Raw genomic sequence first — 17,462 nt, 5'->3', positions numbered from 1 at the left:
GTTGACGTTCATGCTCTGGGTCAGCAGCGGCGCCGTCACCAGGAACACGATCACCAGCACCAGCATGACGTCCACCAGCGGGGTGACGTTGATCTCGCTCATCACTTCGTCGTTGTCGCCCCCGGTTTTCATGGCCATGGCGTCTCTCCTTCAGCGGTGGGCGGTCTCGGCGGCGACCAGGTGCAGGAAGTCTTCGGCGAAGATTTCCAGCGCCTGCTGCTTGCGGCGCGATTGCCGCATCAGGAAGTTGTAGGCCAGCACGGCCGGCACCGCGACGGCGATGCCGATGGCGGTGGCGATCAGCGCCTCGCCGATCGGGCCGGCCACCACTTCCAGGCTGGCCTTGCCGCTTCGGCTGATGTCCTGCAGGGCGTGCATGATGCCCCAGACGGTCCCGAACAGACCGACGAAAGGCGCCGTAGACCCGATACTGGCCAGGACCGTGAGCCCGATATCCGACAGCCGGGATTCGCGCTCCAGCTGGCGCTTGAGTTTGCGCTCCAGGGTGGCGAGCAGGTCACCCCGGTATTTGAGGGCAGGCGGGTGACTCTGACGGGCGTTGTCGAGCACCTCGAAGCCTGCGCCGGCGAGCCGGACGACGGGAGCGGTCTTGCCGGACGCGATCTCCCCTCGGGCCTCGTCGAGGCTGGAGGCACCCCAGAACCGTTCTTCGAAGCTCCGGTTGGCGAGGCTCTGCCGCCAATACTGCCAGACCTTGAGCACGATGAGCGTCCAGGTGAGCACCGAAAAGGCGATGAGGACCCAGAGGGTGGCATTGATGATGAGGGTGGAAGTATCGGTGACCATGATTCCTGCCAGTGCTGTCAATGAGTCAGAGAGAATTCGAGCGGCACCACGACCCAGCTCGCCACGGCCTTGCCGCCCTTGGTGGCCGGGACGAAGCGCCAGCGGCGGACGGTTTCCAGCGCGGACTCGTCGAGGATGTCGTGGCCGCTGCTGGCTTGCAGCTCGACTTCGGCCGGCATGCCGGTGGGCAGGACGTGGACCTTGATCGTGACCTTGCCCTGCCAGCGCTGCTTCCTGGCAAACGCTGGGTATTCCGGCAAGGGATTGTGCAGATAATTGGCGTTGAAACTCGCGGGAGTCGATGCGGGGACTGAACTACCGCTCCTCCCGCCTGGCACGCCTTCTCCGCCCGCGGCGGACGAGGCTTCGGGAGGGGGCGCGGCCGGCTCGCTCCGTGGCGCGGCGTCCCCTAGCGTCCGCTCGGGCTGGACCGGGAGCGGCCTGGGCAGGGTCTTCGTCAACGGCTTGGGCTTGGCGACGGGTTTCGGCCTGGGCGGGGTCACCGGCTTGGGCGGCGCGGTCGGCGCCGGCGCGGGCTGGGCGGCGGGCTCCGCCGGCTTCGGCGCCGGGGCGATCATTTCCAACGATACCTCGATGGCCTGCTGCGGCACGCGCGCCGGCTCCAGCCGCTTCATTTCGCGCCAGCCCAGCCACAGGCCGAGGTGTGCCGCGGAAACCAGCAGCAAGATTGCTGCGCCCGGTCGATAAAAGGATTCGGTCGGCGGCGGCAAGAGGCTAGGAGCGGACAAGGGAAGGATCGGAACCACACGAGATGGATTATCATACAGGGTCTCCGATACCGATTCCTAGTCGCGACTCCACCCCAATTCCACCGTTTCAAGCGTATTTCCGAGACCCTGCCCATACCCGGACCATCATGCCTGAATTGACCAGTTATCTGGACTATGTCCTCCATCTCAACCGGCATCTGCCGGAGCTGGCTGCGGCTCACGGCAGCCAGATATACCTGAGCCTGTTCCTGGTCGTGTTCTGCGAAACCGGCCTCATCATCCTCCCCTTCCTGCCCGGCGATTCGCTGCTGTTCGCCGCCGGCGCGGTGGCGGCCACCGGTGCCATGGATGTTTCGACCGTGGGCCTCGTCCTCGCGACGGCGGCGATCGTGGGCGATGCCGTCAACTACCTCGTGGGCTATTTCTTCGGATACAAGCTCCACGACCGCGACTTCCTGCGCATCATCGACCGGAAGCACATCGAGCGCACGCACAGCTATTTCGAGCACTACGGCAAGATGACCATCATCATCGCCCGCTTCGTGCCCATCGTGCGGACTTTCGCTCCTTTCCTGGCCGGCGTCGGCAGCATGCGGTACGTGGAATTCGCCACCTTCAACGTCATCGGCGGCCTGCTCTGGGTGGCTCTCCTGGTCGGAGCGGGTTACGGCTTTGGCAACATTCCCTGGGTCAAGGACCATTTCAGCACCGTGGTCCTGTCGATCATCGCCGTCTCTGTGCTGCCCCTCGTGATCGGCTACCTGCGGGAACGCTCGGCCCAGACCTCGGCCACCCCGAAGAACTGATCCCGGCCCATTCCAGATCCCTGACCTACCCATCCGGTTCCGCCATGCTGCTTCCCGATTGGCTCAACGCCCTGATCCTCGGCCTCGTCGAAGGACTGACCGAATTCCTGCCGGTGTCCAGCACCGGCCATCTCATCCTCGTGGGTGAGTTGCTGAAGTTCAACGACGACCGCGGCAAGTTGTTCGAGGTCGTCATCCAGTCCGGGGCGATCCTCGCCGTGTGCTGGGAATACCGACGCAAGCTCGTCGAGCTGCTGTTCGGCCTCGGCCACAGCCGACAGGCCCGCCGCTTCGTCCTGAACCTCATCATCGCTTTCCTGCCCGCCGGCATCGTGGGATTCCTGGCCGGCAAGGCCATCAAGGCCCATCTTTTCAATTCCACCACGGTGACGACCACGTTCATCCTGGGCGGTCTGATCATCCTTTGGGTAGAGCGGCGCCAACGCCCTCCACGGGTGGAATCCATCGACGACGTCGACTGGCGCCTCGCGCTCAAGCTGGGTCTGTTCCAGACCCTGGCGATGATCCCCGGCACCTCGCGCTCCGGCGCCACCATCATCGGCGGCCTGCTGCTGGGGCTCTCGCGCCGGGCCGCCACCGAATTCTCGTTCTTCCTGGCCATCCCGACCCTTTTCATCGCCACCGCCTACGATCTCTACAAAACGGGGGGCATCCTTCACGCGGAAGATCTCTCCGCCTTCGGGATCGGTTTCGCCGCGGCCTTCGTCAGCGCCTTCCTCGCCGTGCGCGGGCTGCTGCGCTACATCGGCGGACACGATTTCACCGCCTTCGCCTGGTACCGGATCGCCTTCGGACTGGTCGTGCTGAGCACCGCCCATTACGGCCTGGTCGCCTGGACCGGCTGAACGGCCGGCATCACGTGGTAAACTTCCCGCAAGACTCCCGCACAACCATCCAAATCCTCACCGAATGCAAATCGTCGCAACCATATTGGGCGCCGACCGCCTGAACCTGATCGCCGACATCGGCCAGGTGGTGAGCGAGTGCCGGTGCACCCTGCTCGAAAGCCGCTTGACCGAACTCGGCACCGAATTCGCCGGCCATCTCATGGTGGAAGGCAACTGGAACCACATCGCCCGGTTCGAAAGCGCGCTGGAAAACCTGGCCGCCCGCTACGCGCTCAAGATCCACATGCGACGGCTGCCCGAGGACAAACCGCGCGAGGAGGATGCGATCCCTTATGCCGTGGATGTGGTGGCCGGGGAGAGCGGCAGCCATCTCTACGAGCTGGCCGATTTCTTCGCCGCCCGCCACATCAAGATCCTGGATGTCAGCACCAGCCGTCCACCCGCGCCCTATACCGGCACGCCGATGTTCATCGCGCACCTGACGGTGATGATTCCGCCGGCCATGAAGATCATCCCGTTGCGGGACGAATTCGTCGAATTCTGCGACCGCCAGAACCTCGACGCCATCCTGGAGCCGGTCAAGCGCTGAGCCGTTCTTTCACAGGAGCCTTCCGATGAACACACCGACCCTCGGACAAGCCGTGCCGGACTTCCAGGCCGAATCGACCAGCGGCGGGACGTTCCGGCTGTCCCAGCGGCATGGGCGCCCGCTGGTCCTCTATTTCTATCCCAAGGACAGCACCCCGGGATGCACCCAGGAGGGCCAGGACTTCCGCGACCTTTACCCCGAATTCCAGAAGCTCGGGGCGGACATCGTGGGGGTTTCGCGCGACAGCCTGAAGTCGCACGAACGCTTCCGCTGCAAGTACGGATTTCCGTTCGAGCTGCTCTCCGACGGCGACGAGGCACTGTGCCGGCTGTTCGACGTCATCCGCCTGAAAAACATGTACGGTAAACAGGTGCGAGGCATAGAGCGCAGCACTTTCCTGATCGACGCCGAAGGACGGCTCGCCGCCGAATGGCGCAAAGTCAGCGTCAAAGGACATGCCGAGGAGGTGCTCCGGGCCGTCGCAGGGCTCGCCGCGAAGACCTCCGCTTGATCGCTTTTCAAACGGAAATCCGCCCCCATGACGTCCGCCGCCGACCGCAAGCTGTTCGTGCTCGACACCAATGTGCTGATGCACGATCCGGCCTCCCTGTTCCGCTTCCAGGAACACGACATCTTCATCCCGATGATCGTTCTGGAGGAGCTCGATCACGGCAAGAAAGGCCTGTCCGACGTCGCGCGGAACGCCCGCCAGGCCAGCCGCTTCCTCGACGAACTGGTCCACCTGACCGCCCTGGACGACATCGACCAGGGCATCCCGCTGACGCGGACGGATTACGCCGGCCGCATCGACGAACGCTGTCAAGGCCGGCTGTTCTTCCAGACCCGCCGGCTCGCCGCCTCCCTGCCCGTGAGCCTACCCGGGGACATTCCGGACAATTCGATCCTGGCGACCCTCCTGGCGCTGTCCGAGGAATGCCCCAACCGGCAGGTGGTGCTGGTGTCGAAAGACATCAACATGCGCATCAAGGCCACGGTGCTGGGGCTTCGGGCCGAGGACTACCACAACGACCAGGTGCTGGACGACGTCAACCTGCTCTACAGCGGCGCCATCGAGCTTCCGCCCGACTTCTGGGATACCCACGGCGGCAAGATGGAATCCTGGCAGGAGCGCGGCCGTACCTTCTACCGGGTTCAGGGTCCGCTGGTGAAGGACTTCTTCCCCAACCAGTACCTCTATCTGGCCGACGAATCCCAGTTCGAAGCCATCGTCCGCCGGCGTGAAAACGGCAGCGCCGTGATCGAACTCGCCCGCGACTTCCGCACCCCGCAACATGCCGTCTGGGGCATCCAGGCCAGGAACCGCGAACAGAATTTCGCGCTCAACGTCCTGCTCGACCCGGACATCGACTTCGTCACCCTGCTCGGCAGCGCCGGCACCGGCAAGACCCTGCTGGCCCTGGCCGCCGGCCTGGTCATGACGCTGGACCAGAAGCTGTACCGCGAGATCATCATGAGCCGGGAAACGATCCCGCTGGGCGAGGACATCGGCTTCCTGCCCGGCACGGAGGAAGAGAAGATGACGCCCTGGATGGGCGCGCTGCTCGACAACCTGGAACTGCTCAGCAGCCATGAGAACGCCGGCGCCTGGGAACGGGCGGCGACCAACACCCTGCTGCTCAACCGGGTCAAGGTCAGATCGCTCAACTTCATGCGCGGCCGCACCTTCCTCAACCGGTACATCATCCTCGACGAGGCGCAGAACCTGACCTCGAAGCAGATGAAGACCCTGATCACCCGGGCCGGCCCCGGCACCAAGATCGTCTGCCTCGGCAACATCGGCCAGATCGACACGCCCTACCTCACCGGCACCACCTCCGGCCTCACCTACGTCGTCGATCGCTTCAAGCAATGGCCGCACGCGGCCCACATCACCCTGCGCCGGGGCGAGCGCTCGCGGCTGGCGGATTTCGCTTCGGACGCACTCTGAGCCGCGCGGCTATGGGCCGCCGGCCGCGGGCATTTCGCCTTCCCCCAACCGCGGCCAGGCGCTGAGTACGGCTTTCACCAGCGTCGCCAGCGGGATGGCGAAGAACACGCCCCAGAATCCCCACCAGCCGCCGAAGAAGAGGATCGCCACGATGATGGCCACGGGGTGGAGATTGACCACCTCGGAAAACAGCAAGGGCACCAGCATCACCCCATCCAGCGCCTGGATGATGGCGTAGGCCAGCATCAGGTACCAGAAATCGTCCGACACGCCCCATTGAAAGAACGCGACGATCATGACCGGAAAGGTGACCAAGGTCGCGCCGACGTAGGGGATGATGACCGAAATCCCCATCAGCACCGCCAGCAGCAAGGCGTAGTTCAGGCCCATCAGGGAAAAGGTCACGAAACTGGCCGCGAATAGGATGACGATCTCGACGAACTTGCCCCGCACGTAGTTGCCGATCTGCATGTCCACCTCTTTCCATACGCGGTTGGACAGGTTGCGGTCGCGCGGCAGGTATTGGGTGAACCAGCCCAGGATGCGGTCCCTGTCCTTCAGGAAGAAGAACACCAGGAGCGGCACCAGGATGAAATAGACCACCACGGTGATGAGGCTGACCAAGGAGGCGTAGGAATAGGTCAGCATGGACTGACCGTAGGAGATCAGCTCCGCCCGGATCGCGCCGATCAGATCGTTCACCTGTTCCTGGGTGATGTAGTCCGGATAGCGCTCCGGCAATTCCATGATCAGCACCTGCCCGCGATTCACCCAGCTCGGCGCCTGCTCGATCAGCTGCAGGGTCTGCTGATAGAGGAGCGGCAGCAGGCCGATGAACACGACCAGCAGCAGCGCGAGGAACAGGAGGTAGACGACGATCACGGAAACCAGCCGCGGCAGCTTTCTGCGCTCGCCGATCTCCACCAGGCCGTCCAGCAGATAGGCGATGATGCCGGCGGCGAATACCGGCATCAGCATCTTGGCCAGGCTGACCACGACGATGAAACCGACTACCAGCAGGATCGCGAACGAGACGGCCTGCGCGTTGGGAAGAATCCGCCTGAACCAGTCGCTGAGCCATTCGCGCAAATGCTGCATATCCCCTCCCTCACATTTTTCTAATTATCGAACTTGAACGCCCAGACGGGCTTTTTTCCCTGCATGGTACTACACGCCCGCCGAGTCTTTCCTCTCCATCGCTTGCACACCAACGCGGGGAATCGCTACCCTCACGGTTTTCGACAGACACATTGACTTCATGAGCCTGCTGCTGGGCATCGACCTGGGGGGAACGAAGGTCGAACTGATCGCCATGACCTCCCACGGCCGGGAACTGCTCCGCCGCCGCACCGATACGCCTCAGGGCAATTACCCGGAAACGATCCGGACCATCGTAAGACTGGTCGAGGAGGCCGAATACGAGCTGGCCGAGCGGGGCACGGTGGGGATCGGCACGCCGGGCGCGGTGTCGGCGGCGACGGGGCGGCTGAAGAACTCCAATTCGGTGTGTCTGAACGGCATGCCCCTGCGGGAAGACCTGGCGCGGGCGCTGGGCCGGCCGGTGCGGCTGGCGAACGACGCCGACTGCTTCGCTCTGTCGGAAGCCGTGGATGGCGCCGCGGCGCGGGCGGAAAGCGTGTTCGGGGTGATCCTGGGCACAGGCGTCGGCGGCGGAATCGTGATACGGGGCAGGCTCCTCAACGGCGCCAACGCCATCGCCGGGGAATGGGGCCACAATCCGCTGCCCTGGCCGCAAGGCATCGAGCGCCCCGGCCCGCCCTGCTACTGCGGAAAGAGTGGCTGCATCGAGACCTTCCTGTCCGGGCCGGGACTTGCCCGCGACCACGAACGCCGCACCGGCGAATCCCTGGACGCCAAGAGCATCGCCGAGCGCGCGGAACTGGGCCATGCGAGCTGCCGCGGCAGCATGGCGCTCTACGAGGACCGGCTGGCCCGCGCGCTGGCCCACGTCATCAACATCGTGGACCCGCACGTCATCGTGCTGGGCGGCGGGCTTTCCAACTGCGCGCGGCTGTATGCCAATGTACCGCGGCTGTGGGGACGATACGTGTTCTCCGACCGGGTCGACACCCGCCTGGTACCGCCGCGCTACGGAGATTCCAGCGGGGTGCGCGGCGCGGCCTGGCTATGGAAGCGCTGAGCCAGCCGACGGTGAGCGGCACGTGCTTCAGGATCATGCGCAGCCTCCCAAGGACCGGGAAACGGCGGATCACGCGTGCGCCGAAGGACTGAAAAACCATGTCGACGGCGTTTTCAAGTACCATGGTCCTTCAGGTAAGTCAGATCGATCCAGCCTCCGTGAAATCCATCATCATCCCCGTCACCGCCTTCCAGCAGAACTGCACGATCCTCGGCTGCGAAACCACCGGCCTGGGCGCCGTCGTCGATCCCGGCGGTGAGTTGGACCGAATCATGGCCGCGGCCGGGGACGCCGGCTTCACCCTGAGCAAGATTCTGCTGACTCACGCCCATGCCGACCATGCGGCCGGCGCCGCCGGCCTGGCAGCACAGCTCGGCATCCCCATCGAAGGCCCGCAGCGGGACGATGCATTCTGGATCGAAACCCTTCCGCAGCAATGCCGGATGTTCGGCCTGCCGGGGACCACCGTCTTCACCCCCGACCGCTGGCTGGAACACGGCGACACCGTGAGCTTCGGCGCGGAGACCCTGGAAGTGCTGCACTGCCCCGGCCACACGCCCGGCCATGTGGTGTTCTTCCATCGCGGCCAGCGACTGGCGCTGGTCGGCGACGTGCTGTTCAAAGGCTCGATCGGCCGCACCGATTTCCCCCGCGGCGATTACGACATCCTCATCCGCTCGATCCGCGAACGGCTGTTTCCACTGGGCGACGACGTGACCTTCATCCCCGGCCACGGTCCGACTTCGACCTTCGGTGACGAGCGACGCAGCAACCCTTTCTTGCGAAACGGCCCTACGGCCTGAAATCTCGACGCGCCCGCGGCACTGGGCTAGATTTTCCGCTCCCTTTCCCACTCGATGACAGGAGCCGACCCCATGCCCTCGATCAAGATCGAAAACAATCCCCCGGAAACCCGCCTCGGCGAACTGGGCGTTCGGCGCTGGCCGACCTGGAGCTGCGGTGTCTCGTCCTTCCCCTGGACCTACGACGAAAGCGAAACCTGCTACATCCTCGAAGGTGAGGTCACCGTCACGCCCCAGGGAGGTGAGCCGGTCCGTATCGGCAAGGGCGACCTTGTCACCTTTCCCCCCGGCATGTCCTGCACCTGGGACGTGCATGTGCCGGTGAAGAAGCACTACACCTTCGGCTGACCGGCCCGGCGGACCCGGGTTCCGGCGCATGGACCGCACTGGATGCTTCTACCGGATCGAAAGGATGCAGTAGGATGCAGCGCGACTGGCGCAACGCCCCCGCTGAACCCTTCCTGGACATCCCCAAACACGGGCCGGAGGCTAAAATGGTGGGGCATCAGGGGCTTCGCTGGGCCGTCGTGGAACGGCTGCGGCAGCATCGATGCGGTATCGCTTGCGTTTTTTTGATGGGGTGGCTCAGGTTTTGAGACAGTGGGATGTTTATGATCCGCTGAGGTCAAGGAGCATACCAGGATGAACCAGGAGACCGGAAACCAGATGCCCATCGCCCATGTCCGGAAAGGTGAAAACGGTGAGTGGATCATTCACGACCTGGGTGAGCATCTGCATGGAGTCGCCAAGCTGGCGGACGCGTTCGCCCGACACTTCCGCTCGGGTGACTGGGCTCACCTCGCGGGCTTATGGCATGACCTCGGCAAGTACCGTCAGGCATTTCAAGGCTACATACGCACCCAATCCGGTTACGACCCGGAAGCGCATATCGAAGGCGGCAAGGGTCGCGTCGACCATTCCACCGCCGGGGCCATTCATGCCATCGAGCGTTTAGGCCCCCATGGGCGCATTCTGGCTTATCTCATCGCCGGACATCACGCCGGCTTGCCGGACTGGAGCGGTACGCCGTCGTCGCTTTTTCAGCGCATGGAACAGCCGCAGGCCAAAGAATGGTTGAACGAGATACGCGCACAAAACCCGCCCGCCGACCTCCTCGAACGCGAACGCCCGCGTTCCCGCCCACCCGGCGGCGCCCTGCATCTCTGGCTACGCCTGCTGTTTTCCACCCTGGTGGACGCGGATTTCCTGGATACTGAAGCCTTCATGGACCCGGCCCGGGCGAACCAGCGCGGCGCGACGTGCGCCTTGCCGGACTTGCTGGCCGCTTTCAATACCTACATGGAAGGGAAAACCGCCGCTGCACCCGATACCCCCGTAAACCGACTTCGCGCCCAGGTCCTCGCCCAGTGCCGCACGAAGGCCCAGGAAGCGCCGGGGCTTTTCTCCCTCACCGTCCCGACTGGCGGCGGCAAGACGCTCTCCTCGCTCGCTTTCGCCCTGGAGCACGCCGTTCACCACGGCCAGCGCCGTATCGTGTATGCCATACCCTACACCAGCATCATCGAACAGACGGCCGACATCTTCCGGGAGATTTTCGGCGAAGCGGTCATCGAGCATCACAGCAACCTCGATCCCGACCGGGAAACCGCCAAATCCCGGTTGATGTCGGAAAACTGGGACGCGCCGCTCGTCGTCACCACCAACGTGCAACTGTTCGAATCCCTCTTCGCCGCCCGCACCTCCCAATGCCGCAAGCTGCACAATCTGGTCGACAGCGTCATCGTGCTGGATGAAGCACAACTTCTGCCGCCGGAATTCCTCGATCCTATCCTCGAAGTTTTGCGGGATCTGACCGCTCATTACGGCGTCACCATGGTGCTGTCCACCGCGACCCAACCGGCCTTCAAGCCCAGGCAAGGTTTTGGCTGGAAATTCGACGGACTGGAAAATGTGCGGGAAATCATGGCCGATCCGGAGCTTCTTTACCGTGATCTGAAGCGGGTGGCCGTGAAACTTCCCGATGATCTTCATGCCCCCGAAGATTGGCCGACCCTCGCCGAGCGGATCCGCGGCCACGAGCAAGTGCTGGTCATCGTCAACCGTCGCGACGATGCGCGCGAGCTGGCCGAGTTCTTGCCGGAGGCAGTACATCTTTCCGCCAACCTCTGCGGCGAACATCGTTCCCGCCTCATCGCGGACATTCGCGAACGGTTGAGGCTCAAGGCCCCCTTGCGGGTGGTCAGCACCCAGTTGATCGAGGCCGGGGTGGACGTGGATTTCCCCGTCGTGTTCCGCGCCATGGCGGGGCTCGACTCCATCGCCCAGGCCGCCGGACGCTGCAACCGCGAGGGAAGGCTTGCGGATGGGCTGGGGCGGGTCTTCGTATTCGTCCCACCGAAGCCTTCCCCACCCGGGTTGCTGCGCAAGGGCGAGGATGCCGCCCGGGAATTGTTGTTCGACCAGGCCGAGGACTTGCTGACGCCTGAACTGTTCGAACGCTACTTCGGGCTTTACTACGCCAAGCTCAATGACCTGGACAAGGCCGGCATCCTCGATTTGCTGCGCAAAGACGAGCGCGCCTTGCAAATCCAGTTCAGAACCGCCGCCGAACGATTCAGGCTCATCGACGACCAGGCCCAGCAAACCATCATCGTGCGCTACTGCGATGCGGAGAAATGGCTTTCCATGCTGAAAAACCAGGGACCGGAACGCTGGCTGATGCGCAAGCTCCAGCGCTACAGCGTGAACATCCCCAAGAGCCTGTTCCAGAAACTTCTGGCCACCGATGAAGTCGCGCAAGTCCATCCCGGCATTTACGCCCAGAACGTCGACGGGCTTTACGACTCGAGGTTCGGATTCATCGGCGGTCAAGCAGGACCGAACCCCTTGGACTTGATCATCTAAACTTCGTGGGCGCTGGTCATCTGAATTTCAACATTTCAGGAGGAAGAATCGCTTGAAAAACATCTGTCTCAAAGTTTTTGGCGACTACGCCTGTTTCACCCGCCCCGAGATGAAAGTGGAGCGGGTGTCCTACGACATCATCACGCCTTCCGCCGCCAGGGCCATTTTCGAGGCGATCCTGTGGAAACCGGCCATCCGCTGGCGGGTGACCAAGATCGAAGTCCTAAAGCCCATCCGTTGGATTTCGGTGCGCCGCAACGAAGTGGGTGCGGTGGCCTCGGTGCGCACCGCCCAGACCGCCATGCAGGCGGGTCGGGGCGATTTGGGGCTTTACATCGAAGAAGAACGCCAGCAGCGCGCCGGGCTGTTCCTGCGTGAAGTGGCCTACCGGCTCCATGCCCGCTGCGAGCCGACCGACCGGAAAGGCGAGCAGGAGTCGCCCGACAAATTCCTCGCCATGTTCCATCGCCGTGCCACGAATGGCCAGTGCTTCAACCAGCCCTATCTCGGCTGCCGGGAATTCGCCGCTCATTTCGAGCCGGTCACGAATCTCGATGCGGCCATGGCAGACGAACCCCCCATCACCGAGACCCGCGATCTCGGCTGGATGCTGCACGACATCGACTTTGCCAACGGCATACAGCCCAAGTTCTTCCGGGCGCACATGCAACAGGGTGTCATCCGCGTGCCGGAGTGGAATTCGGAAGGAGTGAAGGGATGATCTTGCAGGCGCTTTATGAATATTACGGGCGCAAACCCGAACTGCCCGCGCTAGGGTTCGAGGAGAAGGAAATCCCTTTCCTGATCGTCGTGGACGAACAGGGTCGTTTCGTACAACTCGAAGACACCCGAGAAGGCGAAGGCAAAAAGAAAGTGCCCAAACGTTTTTTCGTCCCGCAAGCAGTCAAGCGGACCGCGGGCATCGCGGCCAACGTACTGTGGGATAATTCAAGCTACGTGCTGGGCATGGATGCCAAAGGCAAACCCGAACGCCTCAAGGAACAAACCCGCGCCTTCGAGCAAGCCATCCGGGATCTTGGGCTCGAGGACGATGCTGGCGTGAGTGCCGTACTCGCCTTCCTGGACTCCAAAGAAGAAAAAGCCAAGGCACTCGAAGCCGCCTCGTCGTGGCCGGAAATCCTGGAAAAAGGCGCCAACCTCGCCTTTAGACTTCAAAGCCGATCCGAGTTGGTCTGTCAGCACGAAATGGTGCGCACCGCTTTGACGCGACGCCTCACCGAGGCCAACGCCGACCCCGCGGTGTGCTTGGTGAGCGGCGAGGAAGACGCGCCCGAGCGCCTCCATCCGCCCATCAAAGGAGTGTGGGGCGGGCAGCCGACCGGCGCCAACATCGTGTCCTTCAACCTTGATGCGTTCAACTCCTGGGGCAAGTCACAGGGGGACAACGCCCCTGTCGGCAAACGCGCCGCCTTCGCCTACACCACCGCACTCAACCACCTGCTGGCCAAGGATTCGAAACAGCGCCTGCAAGTGGGCGATGCCTCCACCGTGTTCTGGGCCGCCCAAGCCAATCCGCTAGAGGACTTGTTGGCTGATCTGTTTTCCGAGCCGCCCAAGGATGATCCCGACCGCAACACCAGGGCTGTCGAGAGCCTTTACAAAGCCCCGCATACCGGCGCTTCCGTGTTCGACGACGATGGCACCCAATTCTATGTGCTGGGTCTGGCTCCCAATGCCGCGCGCATCGCCGTGCGCTACTGGCATGTCGCCACGGTGAGGGAGTTGGCACGGCATATCAAACAGCACTTCCGGGATCTGGAAATCATCCATGCCCCAAGTGAAAAACCCTATCTGTCCTTGTTCCGTCTGTTGGTCTGTACGGCGACCCAAGGCAAATCGGAAAACATTCCGCCCAACCTGGCCGGCGAATTCATGAAGAGCATCCTGGCCGGGATCCCTTATCCCCAATCCCTGCTGCAGGCGGCGATCCGTCGCATCCGCGCCGATCGGGACATCACCTATCCGCGCGCGGCGCTCGTGAAAGCCTGCCTGAACCGCCAAACCCGCTATTCCAACCCTGACAACGTAAAGGAGTTGACCGTGGCGCTCGACGACACCCAAACCAACATCGGTTATCGCCTGGGACGGCTGTTCGCCGTGCTGGAAAAAATCCAGGAGGAGGCCAATCCCGGCATCAATGCCACCATCCGCGACCGTTATTACGGCGCGGCCTCCAGCACCCCCGTCGCCGTTTTCCAAACCCTGATGCGCTTGAAAAACCATCATCTCGCCAAGCTGGAAAACCGGGGTCGGGCCGTGAATCTGGAACGGCTGATCGGCGAGATCGTGGATGGCATCGACGCATTTCCGCCCATCCTGTCTCTGGCCGATCAAGGGCACTTCACCATCGGCTATTACCACCAGCGGCAGGCGTTGTTCACGAAAACCGACAGATCGTAGGGTGGGGCAAGCGCGCCTGACGGTCGTACTTTTTTTAACTTCAATTCAAGGAGAACCCCATGAATCAGCTCACCCAAAATCGCTACGACTTCGTGCTGTTGTTCGAGGTCAAAGACGGAAATCCCAACGGCGATCCCGATGCCGGAAACCTGCCGCGTTTGGATGCGGAAACGGGTCACGGGTTGGTCACCGACGTCTGCCTGAAGAGGAAAATCCGCAATTTCGTCGGCCTGACGCAAGGCGATGCCGCCCCTTACGAAATCTATGTCAAGGAAAAAGCCGTTCTGAATCGGCAACACGAGCGAGCCTATCAGGCATTGGGCGTGGATTTAGGTGCCGATGAGGGGAAACGTAAAGGCGGCGATAAGGTCGATGATGCCCGCCGCTGGATGTGCCAGAACTTCTTCGACGTCCGCACCTTCGGCGCGGTGATGTCGACCGGCGTCAACTGTGGTCAAGTCCGAGGGCCCGTGCAACTCACCTTCGCGCGTTCCATCAGCCCCATCGTTGCCCTGGAACATTCCATCACCCGCATGGCGGTCGCCACGGAGGCCGAGGCGGAAAAGCAGGGTGGCGACAACCGAACCATGGGCCGCAAGCACACCGTGCCCTACGGTCTTTACCGCGCCCATGGCTTCGTGTCGGCCCATCTCGCCCAACAGACCGGTTTTTCCGAAAAGGATCTCGAATTGCTCTGGCAGGCGTTGAGCCAGATGTTCGACCACGATCACTCCGCGGCCCGCGGCGAAATGGCCACGCGGGGGCTCTACGTCTTCAAGCACGTCGGCACCGATACCGACCCGAACCAATGCAAGCAGCAGGCCATGCTCGGTTGCGCGCCGGCGCACAAGCTGTTCGATCTGATCCGAGTGGAACCCAAAGACACCGGCCGGCCGCCGCGCGAGTTTGGGGACTACGCGGTCAGCGCGCCGCCCGCCGGGCCGTTGCCGGCGTTTCCCGGCGTGGAACTGATGATCCTCGTGCCATGAAAGGCATTCACCGTGACCGAAATCCACTGCGTTTTCGAGGAATCCCCAGAAAGGGGCTTTATCATCTGCGCGGTGGAGATGGCTATTTTTACCGAAGAGGACGATACCCAAGACCTACGGTGGCGAGTAGGTGATGCGCTGCACTGTCATTTCGACGGGGCGAAGACGCCGCGGCTGACTCATTCACATTTCACCCGTGACGAGCCGATCGCGGCGGTAAAACGCTTGATCGACAAATGGCTGGGATGACAACGGCTCCATGGACGAAACGCTCCCCATTCCCCTCTCCGCCCTCCAGCACTACAGCTATTGCCCCCGGCAATGCGCGCTGATCCACCAGGAACAGATGTTTACCGATAACGTCTTTACCCTGCGCGGCCGGCGCGTGCATGAGCGGGTAGACGAGCCGGACACGCGTCACGAAGCTGGCGTGCGCATCGAGCAGGCGTTGACTCTGTTCAGCGATCGGCTGGGTTTGACCGGCAAGGCCGACATCGTGGAGTTTCTGCCGGACGGCACGCCGCGCCCGGTGGAATACAAGCACGGCCCGCGACGGCAGCGCGAGCACGATGACGTTCAGGTGGCGGCTCAGGCGCTGTGTCTGGAGGAAATGACAGGCAAGGAGGTGCCGGAAGGGGTGATCTACCATCACGGCTCGCGAAGGCGGCGCGTGGTGCCGATCACACCGGAGTTGCGGATAAAGACCGAAAGGCTCATCCACGAAGTACGCGCCCTGTTGGGGCCGGGGAAACTGCCGCCGCCGGCGAGTGAGCCGGAACGCTGCCGGGGCTGTTCCATGATCGAAATCTGCCAGCCGGAGATGCTCAAATCCGCCGCCGAGATCGACCGGCTCGCGCAAACCCTGTTCGAACCGGAAGAGGACCTTCCATGACCGTGCTGCAAAACACCCTCTACGTCACCACGCCCGAGGCTTATCTACGCCTGGAGGGCGAGACCGTGTGCGTGATGATCGAGGAGCAAAAACGCCTGCAGGTCCCGCTGCATCATCTATCCGCCTTCGTGCTGTTCGATCACGTCATGCTCAGCCCTGCGTTGCTTGGGCGCTGCGCCGAGGATGGCCGATCGGTCGTATGGCTCGATCGGGCGGGCCGGTTCAGGGCGCGGCTGGAAGGGCCGGTGAACGGCAACATCTTCCTGCGCCAGGCGCAATTCCGCGCGGCGGAAGACGGTGCGCAAACCCTGGGCCTGGCTCGCGCGGTATTGGCCGGCAAGCTGCGTAACAGCCGGCAGTTGTTGATGCGGGGCGCGCGGGAAACGGACGACGCGGACGAAAGAGAAGCTTTGGTGCGCGCCGCCAAGCTCATCGCCAATCAAGTGCGCAAGCTCCCTTTGGCGCAAGATCTCGACACCCTACGGGGCTTGGAAGGCGATGTGGCCAGGCTTTATTTCGAGGCTCTGCCCAAAGTCATGAGGGCGAAGGCGCGGGCCGAGTTCCCTTTCGACTGCCGCAACCGGCGCCCGCCGCGCGACCGTTTCAACGCATTGCTCTCTTTCCTGTATGCCCTGGTGTTGAGCGACTGCCGGGCTGCCCTGGAAACCGTCGGGCTCGATCCGCAATTGGGCTTTCTCCATGCCGTACGTCCCGGTCGTCCGGCCTTGGCGCTGGATCTGTTGGAAGAATTCCGCGCCCCGCTGGCGGACCGGCTGGCCTTGACCCTCGTCAACCGCGGACAATTGCAGGCCAGCGACTTCGACGAACGGGAAGGCGGTGCCGTGCTGCTCAACGACAAGGGCCGCAAGACCGTCATCGCCGCCTATCAAACCCGCAAGCAGGAAGCAATCACGCATCCGCTGCTCAAACAAACCCTGCCGATCGGCCTGCTGCCTCATTGGCAAGCGCGCTTGCTGGCCCGCTATCTGCGCCAGGACCTCGCGCATTACGTGCCTTATCTCCACCGCTGACCCGTCAGAAAACGATGCACAGCCCATTTTCCACCCAGAGCCGCCTCGGCAACCTATTGTTTTTGCATGAAATTGAACCCATGGGCTTTTCGTCATGTTGATTTTGGTTTCCTACGATGTCTCCACCGAAACCGCCGCCGGCCGCAGACGTCTGCGCCATGTGGCCAAGGTATGTCTGAATTACGGCCAGCGCGTGCAAAAGTCCGTGTTCGAATGCAAGGTCAACCTCGCCCAGATGGAAACACTCAAGGCAGAATTGCTGGATGAGATCGACGAGAAAGAGGACAGCCTGCGCATTTACCGCATCACCGAACCGTTGGAGAAAAACCTCATGGAGTTCGGCAAGTTCAAGGCGGTTGACTTTGAAGACACGCTCATCGTTTGAAATGCGCGAACCTCAAGCGATGCGAATTTGGCCGGGGGTTCGCGCAACTTCCAACTGGTTGAAAAACCAGTCGATAGCGGAGTCATCCCCGATCCGCATCACGCCGGCGGACTGGCTCGACCACCCGTCCGCTCTTCCCTCGAAAAAAATCCTAGCTTATCATCA

The 17,462-nt window shown here is 62.8% G+C and carries 21 protein-coding genes; 17 read left to right on the top strand and 4 right to left on the bottom strand.

Annotated elements, in window-relative coordinates; translation table 11 throughout:
- The 3 genes from H156_RS16355 to H156_RS0115530 all read right to left on the bottom strand — a co-directional run.
- The coding region (locus tag H156_RS16355; RefSeq protein ID WP_036246734.1) for a biopolymer transporter ExbD at window positions 1-138 on the bottom strand (138 nt) is incomplete at its 3' end.
- A gap of 12 nt (window positions 139-150) precedes the next feature.
- On the bottom strand, window positions 151-807 hold the full coding sequence (locus tag H156_RS0115535; protein WP_026597639.1) for a MotA/TolQ/ExbB proton channel family protein: 657 nt from the start codon (window positions 805-807) through the stop codon (window positions 151-153).
- A 17-nt stretch (window positions 808-824) separates the two neighbouring features.
- A complete protein-coding gene (locus H156_RS0115530; RefSeq protein WP_051220207.1) occupies window positions 825-1,493 on the bottom strand; it encodes an energy transducer TonB in 669 nt (222 codons plus the stop codon).
- 191 nt (window positions 1,494-1,684) lie between these two features.
- Here H156_RS0115530 and H156_RS0115525 point away from each other — a divergent pair, with 191 nt between their 5' ends.
- The 5 genes from H156_RS0115525 (at window position 1,685) to H156_RS0115505 (ending at window position 5,750) form a co-directional block, all read left to right on the top strand.
- On the top strand, window positions 1,685-2,344 hold the full coding sequence (locus H156_RS0115525; RefSeq protein ID WP_026045789.1) for a VTT domain-containing protein: 660 nt from the start codon (window positions 1,685-1,687) through the stop codon (window positions 2,342-2,344).
- A gap of 44 nt (window positions 2,345-2,388) precedes the next feature.
- Window positions 2,389-3,210 carry an undecaprenyl-diphosphate phosphatase gene (locus H156_RS0115520; protein ID WP_010960008.1) on the top strand — a complete coding sequence of 274 codons (822 nt, stop codon included), beginning with the start codon at window positions 2,389-2,391 and terminating at the stop codon, window positions 3,208-3,210.
- A gap of 64 nt (window positions 3,211-3,274) precedes the next feature.
- Window positions 3,275-3,802, top strand: a complete 528-nt coding sequence (locus H156_RS0115515) for a glycine cleavage system transcriptional repressor (RefSeq protein ID WP_010960007.1) — start codon at window positions 3,275-3,277, stop codon at window positions 3,800-3,802.
- 25 nt (window positions 3,803-3,827) lie between these two features.
- Window positions 3,828-4,313 (top strand): peroxiredoxin, encoded by a 486-nt coding sequence (locus tag H156_RS0115510; protein ID WP_010960006.1) that lies wholly within the window; start codon window positions 3,828-3,830, stop codon window positions 4,311-4,313.
- A 27-nt stretch (window positions 4,314-4,340) separates the two neighbouring features.
- Complete coding sequence (locus H156_RS0115505; RefSeq protein ID WP_017364199.1) at window positions 4,341-5,750, top strand: PhoH family protein; 1,410 nt, start codon at window positions 4,341-4,343, stop codon at window positions 5,748-5,750.
- Window positions 5,751-5,759: 9 nt separating this feature from the next.
- On the opposite strand, the gene H156_RS0115500 is transcribed toward H156_RS0115505, so the two are convergent.
- Window positions 5,760-6,848: an AI-2E family transporter gene (locus tag H156_RS0115500; RefSeq protein WP_010960004.1), complete on the bottom strand. Its 1,089-nt coding sequence runs from the start codon at window positions 6,846-6,848 to the stop codon at window positions 5,760-5,762.
- Between the two features lie 160 nt (window positions 6,849-7,008).
- On the opposite strand from H156_RS0115500, the gene H156_RS0115495 reads away from it, so the two are divergent.
- From H156_RS0115495 to H156_RS17385, 12 genes are all read left to right on the top strand, one after another.
- A complete protein-coding gene (locus H156_RS0115495; RefSeq protein ID WP_017364198.1) occupies window positions 7,009-7,911 on the top strand; it encodes an ROK family protein in 903 nt (300 codons plus the stop codon).
- Between the two features lie 158 nt (window positions 7,912-8,069).
- Window positions 8,070-8,714 carry an MBL fold metallo-hydrolase gene (locus tag H156_RS0115490; RefSeq protein WP_026045788.1) on the top strand — a complete coding sequence of 215 codons (645 nt, stop codon included), beginning with the start codon at window positions 8,070-8,072 and terminating at the stop codon, window positions 8,712-8,714.
- A gap of 72 nt (window positions 8,715-8,786) precedes the next feature.
- Window positions 8,787-9,062 (top strand): cupin domain-containing protein, encoded by a 276-nt coding sequence (locus H156_RS0115485; protein WP_010960001.1) that lies wholly within the window; start codon window positions 8,787-8,789, stop codon window positions 9,060-9,062.
- A 294-nt stretch (window positions 9,063-9,356) separates the two neighbouring features.
- The gene (locus H156_RS0115475) at window positions 9,357-11,579 is read left to right on the top strand and encodes a CRISPR-associated helicase/endonuclease Cas3 (protein WP_017364196.1); all 2,223 of its coding nucleotides are present in this window, start codon (window positions 9,357-9,359) and stop codon (window positions 11,577-11,579) included.
- A 52-nt stretch (window positions 11,580-11,631) separates the two neighbouring features.
- On the top strand, window positions 11,632-12,300 hold the full coding sequence (cas5c, locus tag H156_RS0115470; RefSeq protein WP_017364195.1) for a type I-C CRISPR-associated protein Cas5c: 669 nt from the start codon (window positions 11,632-11,634) through the stop codon (window positions 12,298-12,300).
- A complete protein-coding gene (gene cas8c, locus H156_RS0115465) occupies window positions 12,297-14,000 on the top strand; it encodes a type I-C CRISPR-associated protein Cas8c/Csd1 (RefSeq protein ID WP_017364194.1) in 1,704 nt (567 codons plus the stop codon). Before cas5c ends, cas8c begins: the two co-directional genes overlap by 4 nt.
- Before the next feature lie 59 nt (window positions 14,001-14,059).
- A complete protein-coding gene (gene cas7c, locus H156_RS0115460; RefSeq protein WP_017364193.1) occupies window positions 14,060-14,989 on the top strand; it encodes a type I-C CRISPR-associated protein Cas7/Csd2 in 930 nt (309 codons plus the stop codon).
- A 12-nt stretch (window positions 14,990-15,001) separates the two neighbouring features.
- Window positions 15,002-15,238, top strand: coding sequence for a hypothetical protein (locus H156_RS0115455; RefSeq protein ID WP_017364192.1), 237 nt, complete (start codon window positions 15,002-15,004; stop codon window positions 15,236-15,238).
- A 10-nt stretch (window positions 15,239-15,248) separates the two neighbouring features.
- Entirely contained in the window at window positions 15,249-15,881 is a 633-nt protein-coding gene (cas4, locus tag H156_RS0115450) for a CRISPR-associated protein Cas4 (protein WP_017364191.1), read from the top strand.
- Window positions 15,878-16,912: a type I-C CRISPR-associated endonuclease Cas1c gene (gene cas1c / locus H156_RS0115445; RefSeq protein WP_017364190.1), complete on the top strand. Its 1,035-nt coding sequence runs from the start codon at window positions 15,878-15,880 to the stop codon at window positions 16,910-16,912. Before cas4 ends, cas1c begins: the two co-directional genes overlap by 4 nt.
- A gap of 94 nt (window positions 16,913-17,006) precedes the next feature.
- The gene (cas2, locus tag H156_RS0115440; RefSeq protein ID WP_010959992.1) at window positions 17,007-17,297 is read left to right on the top strand and encodes a CRISPR-associated endonuclease Cas2; all 291 of its coding nucleotides are present in this window, start codon (window positions 17,007-17,009) and stop codon (window positions 17,295-17,297) included.
- Window positions 17,275-17,462: hypothetical protein (locus tag H156_RS17385; protein WP_211221998.1), on the top strand; the 188-nt coding region annotated here is incomplete at its 3' end. The genes cas2 and H156_RS17385, both read left to right, overlap by 23 nt.

Origin of the sequence: Methylococcus capsulatus str. Texas = ATCC 19069, assembly GCF_000424685.1 — a bacterium.
Classification (GTDB): Bacteria; Pseudomonadota; Gammaproteobacteria; order Methylococcales; family Methylococcaceae; genus Methylococcus; species Methylococcus capsulatus.
This window is presented reverse-complemented; position numbering and strand designations above follow the sequence as displayed.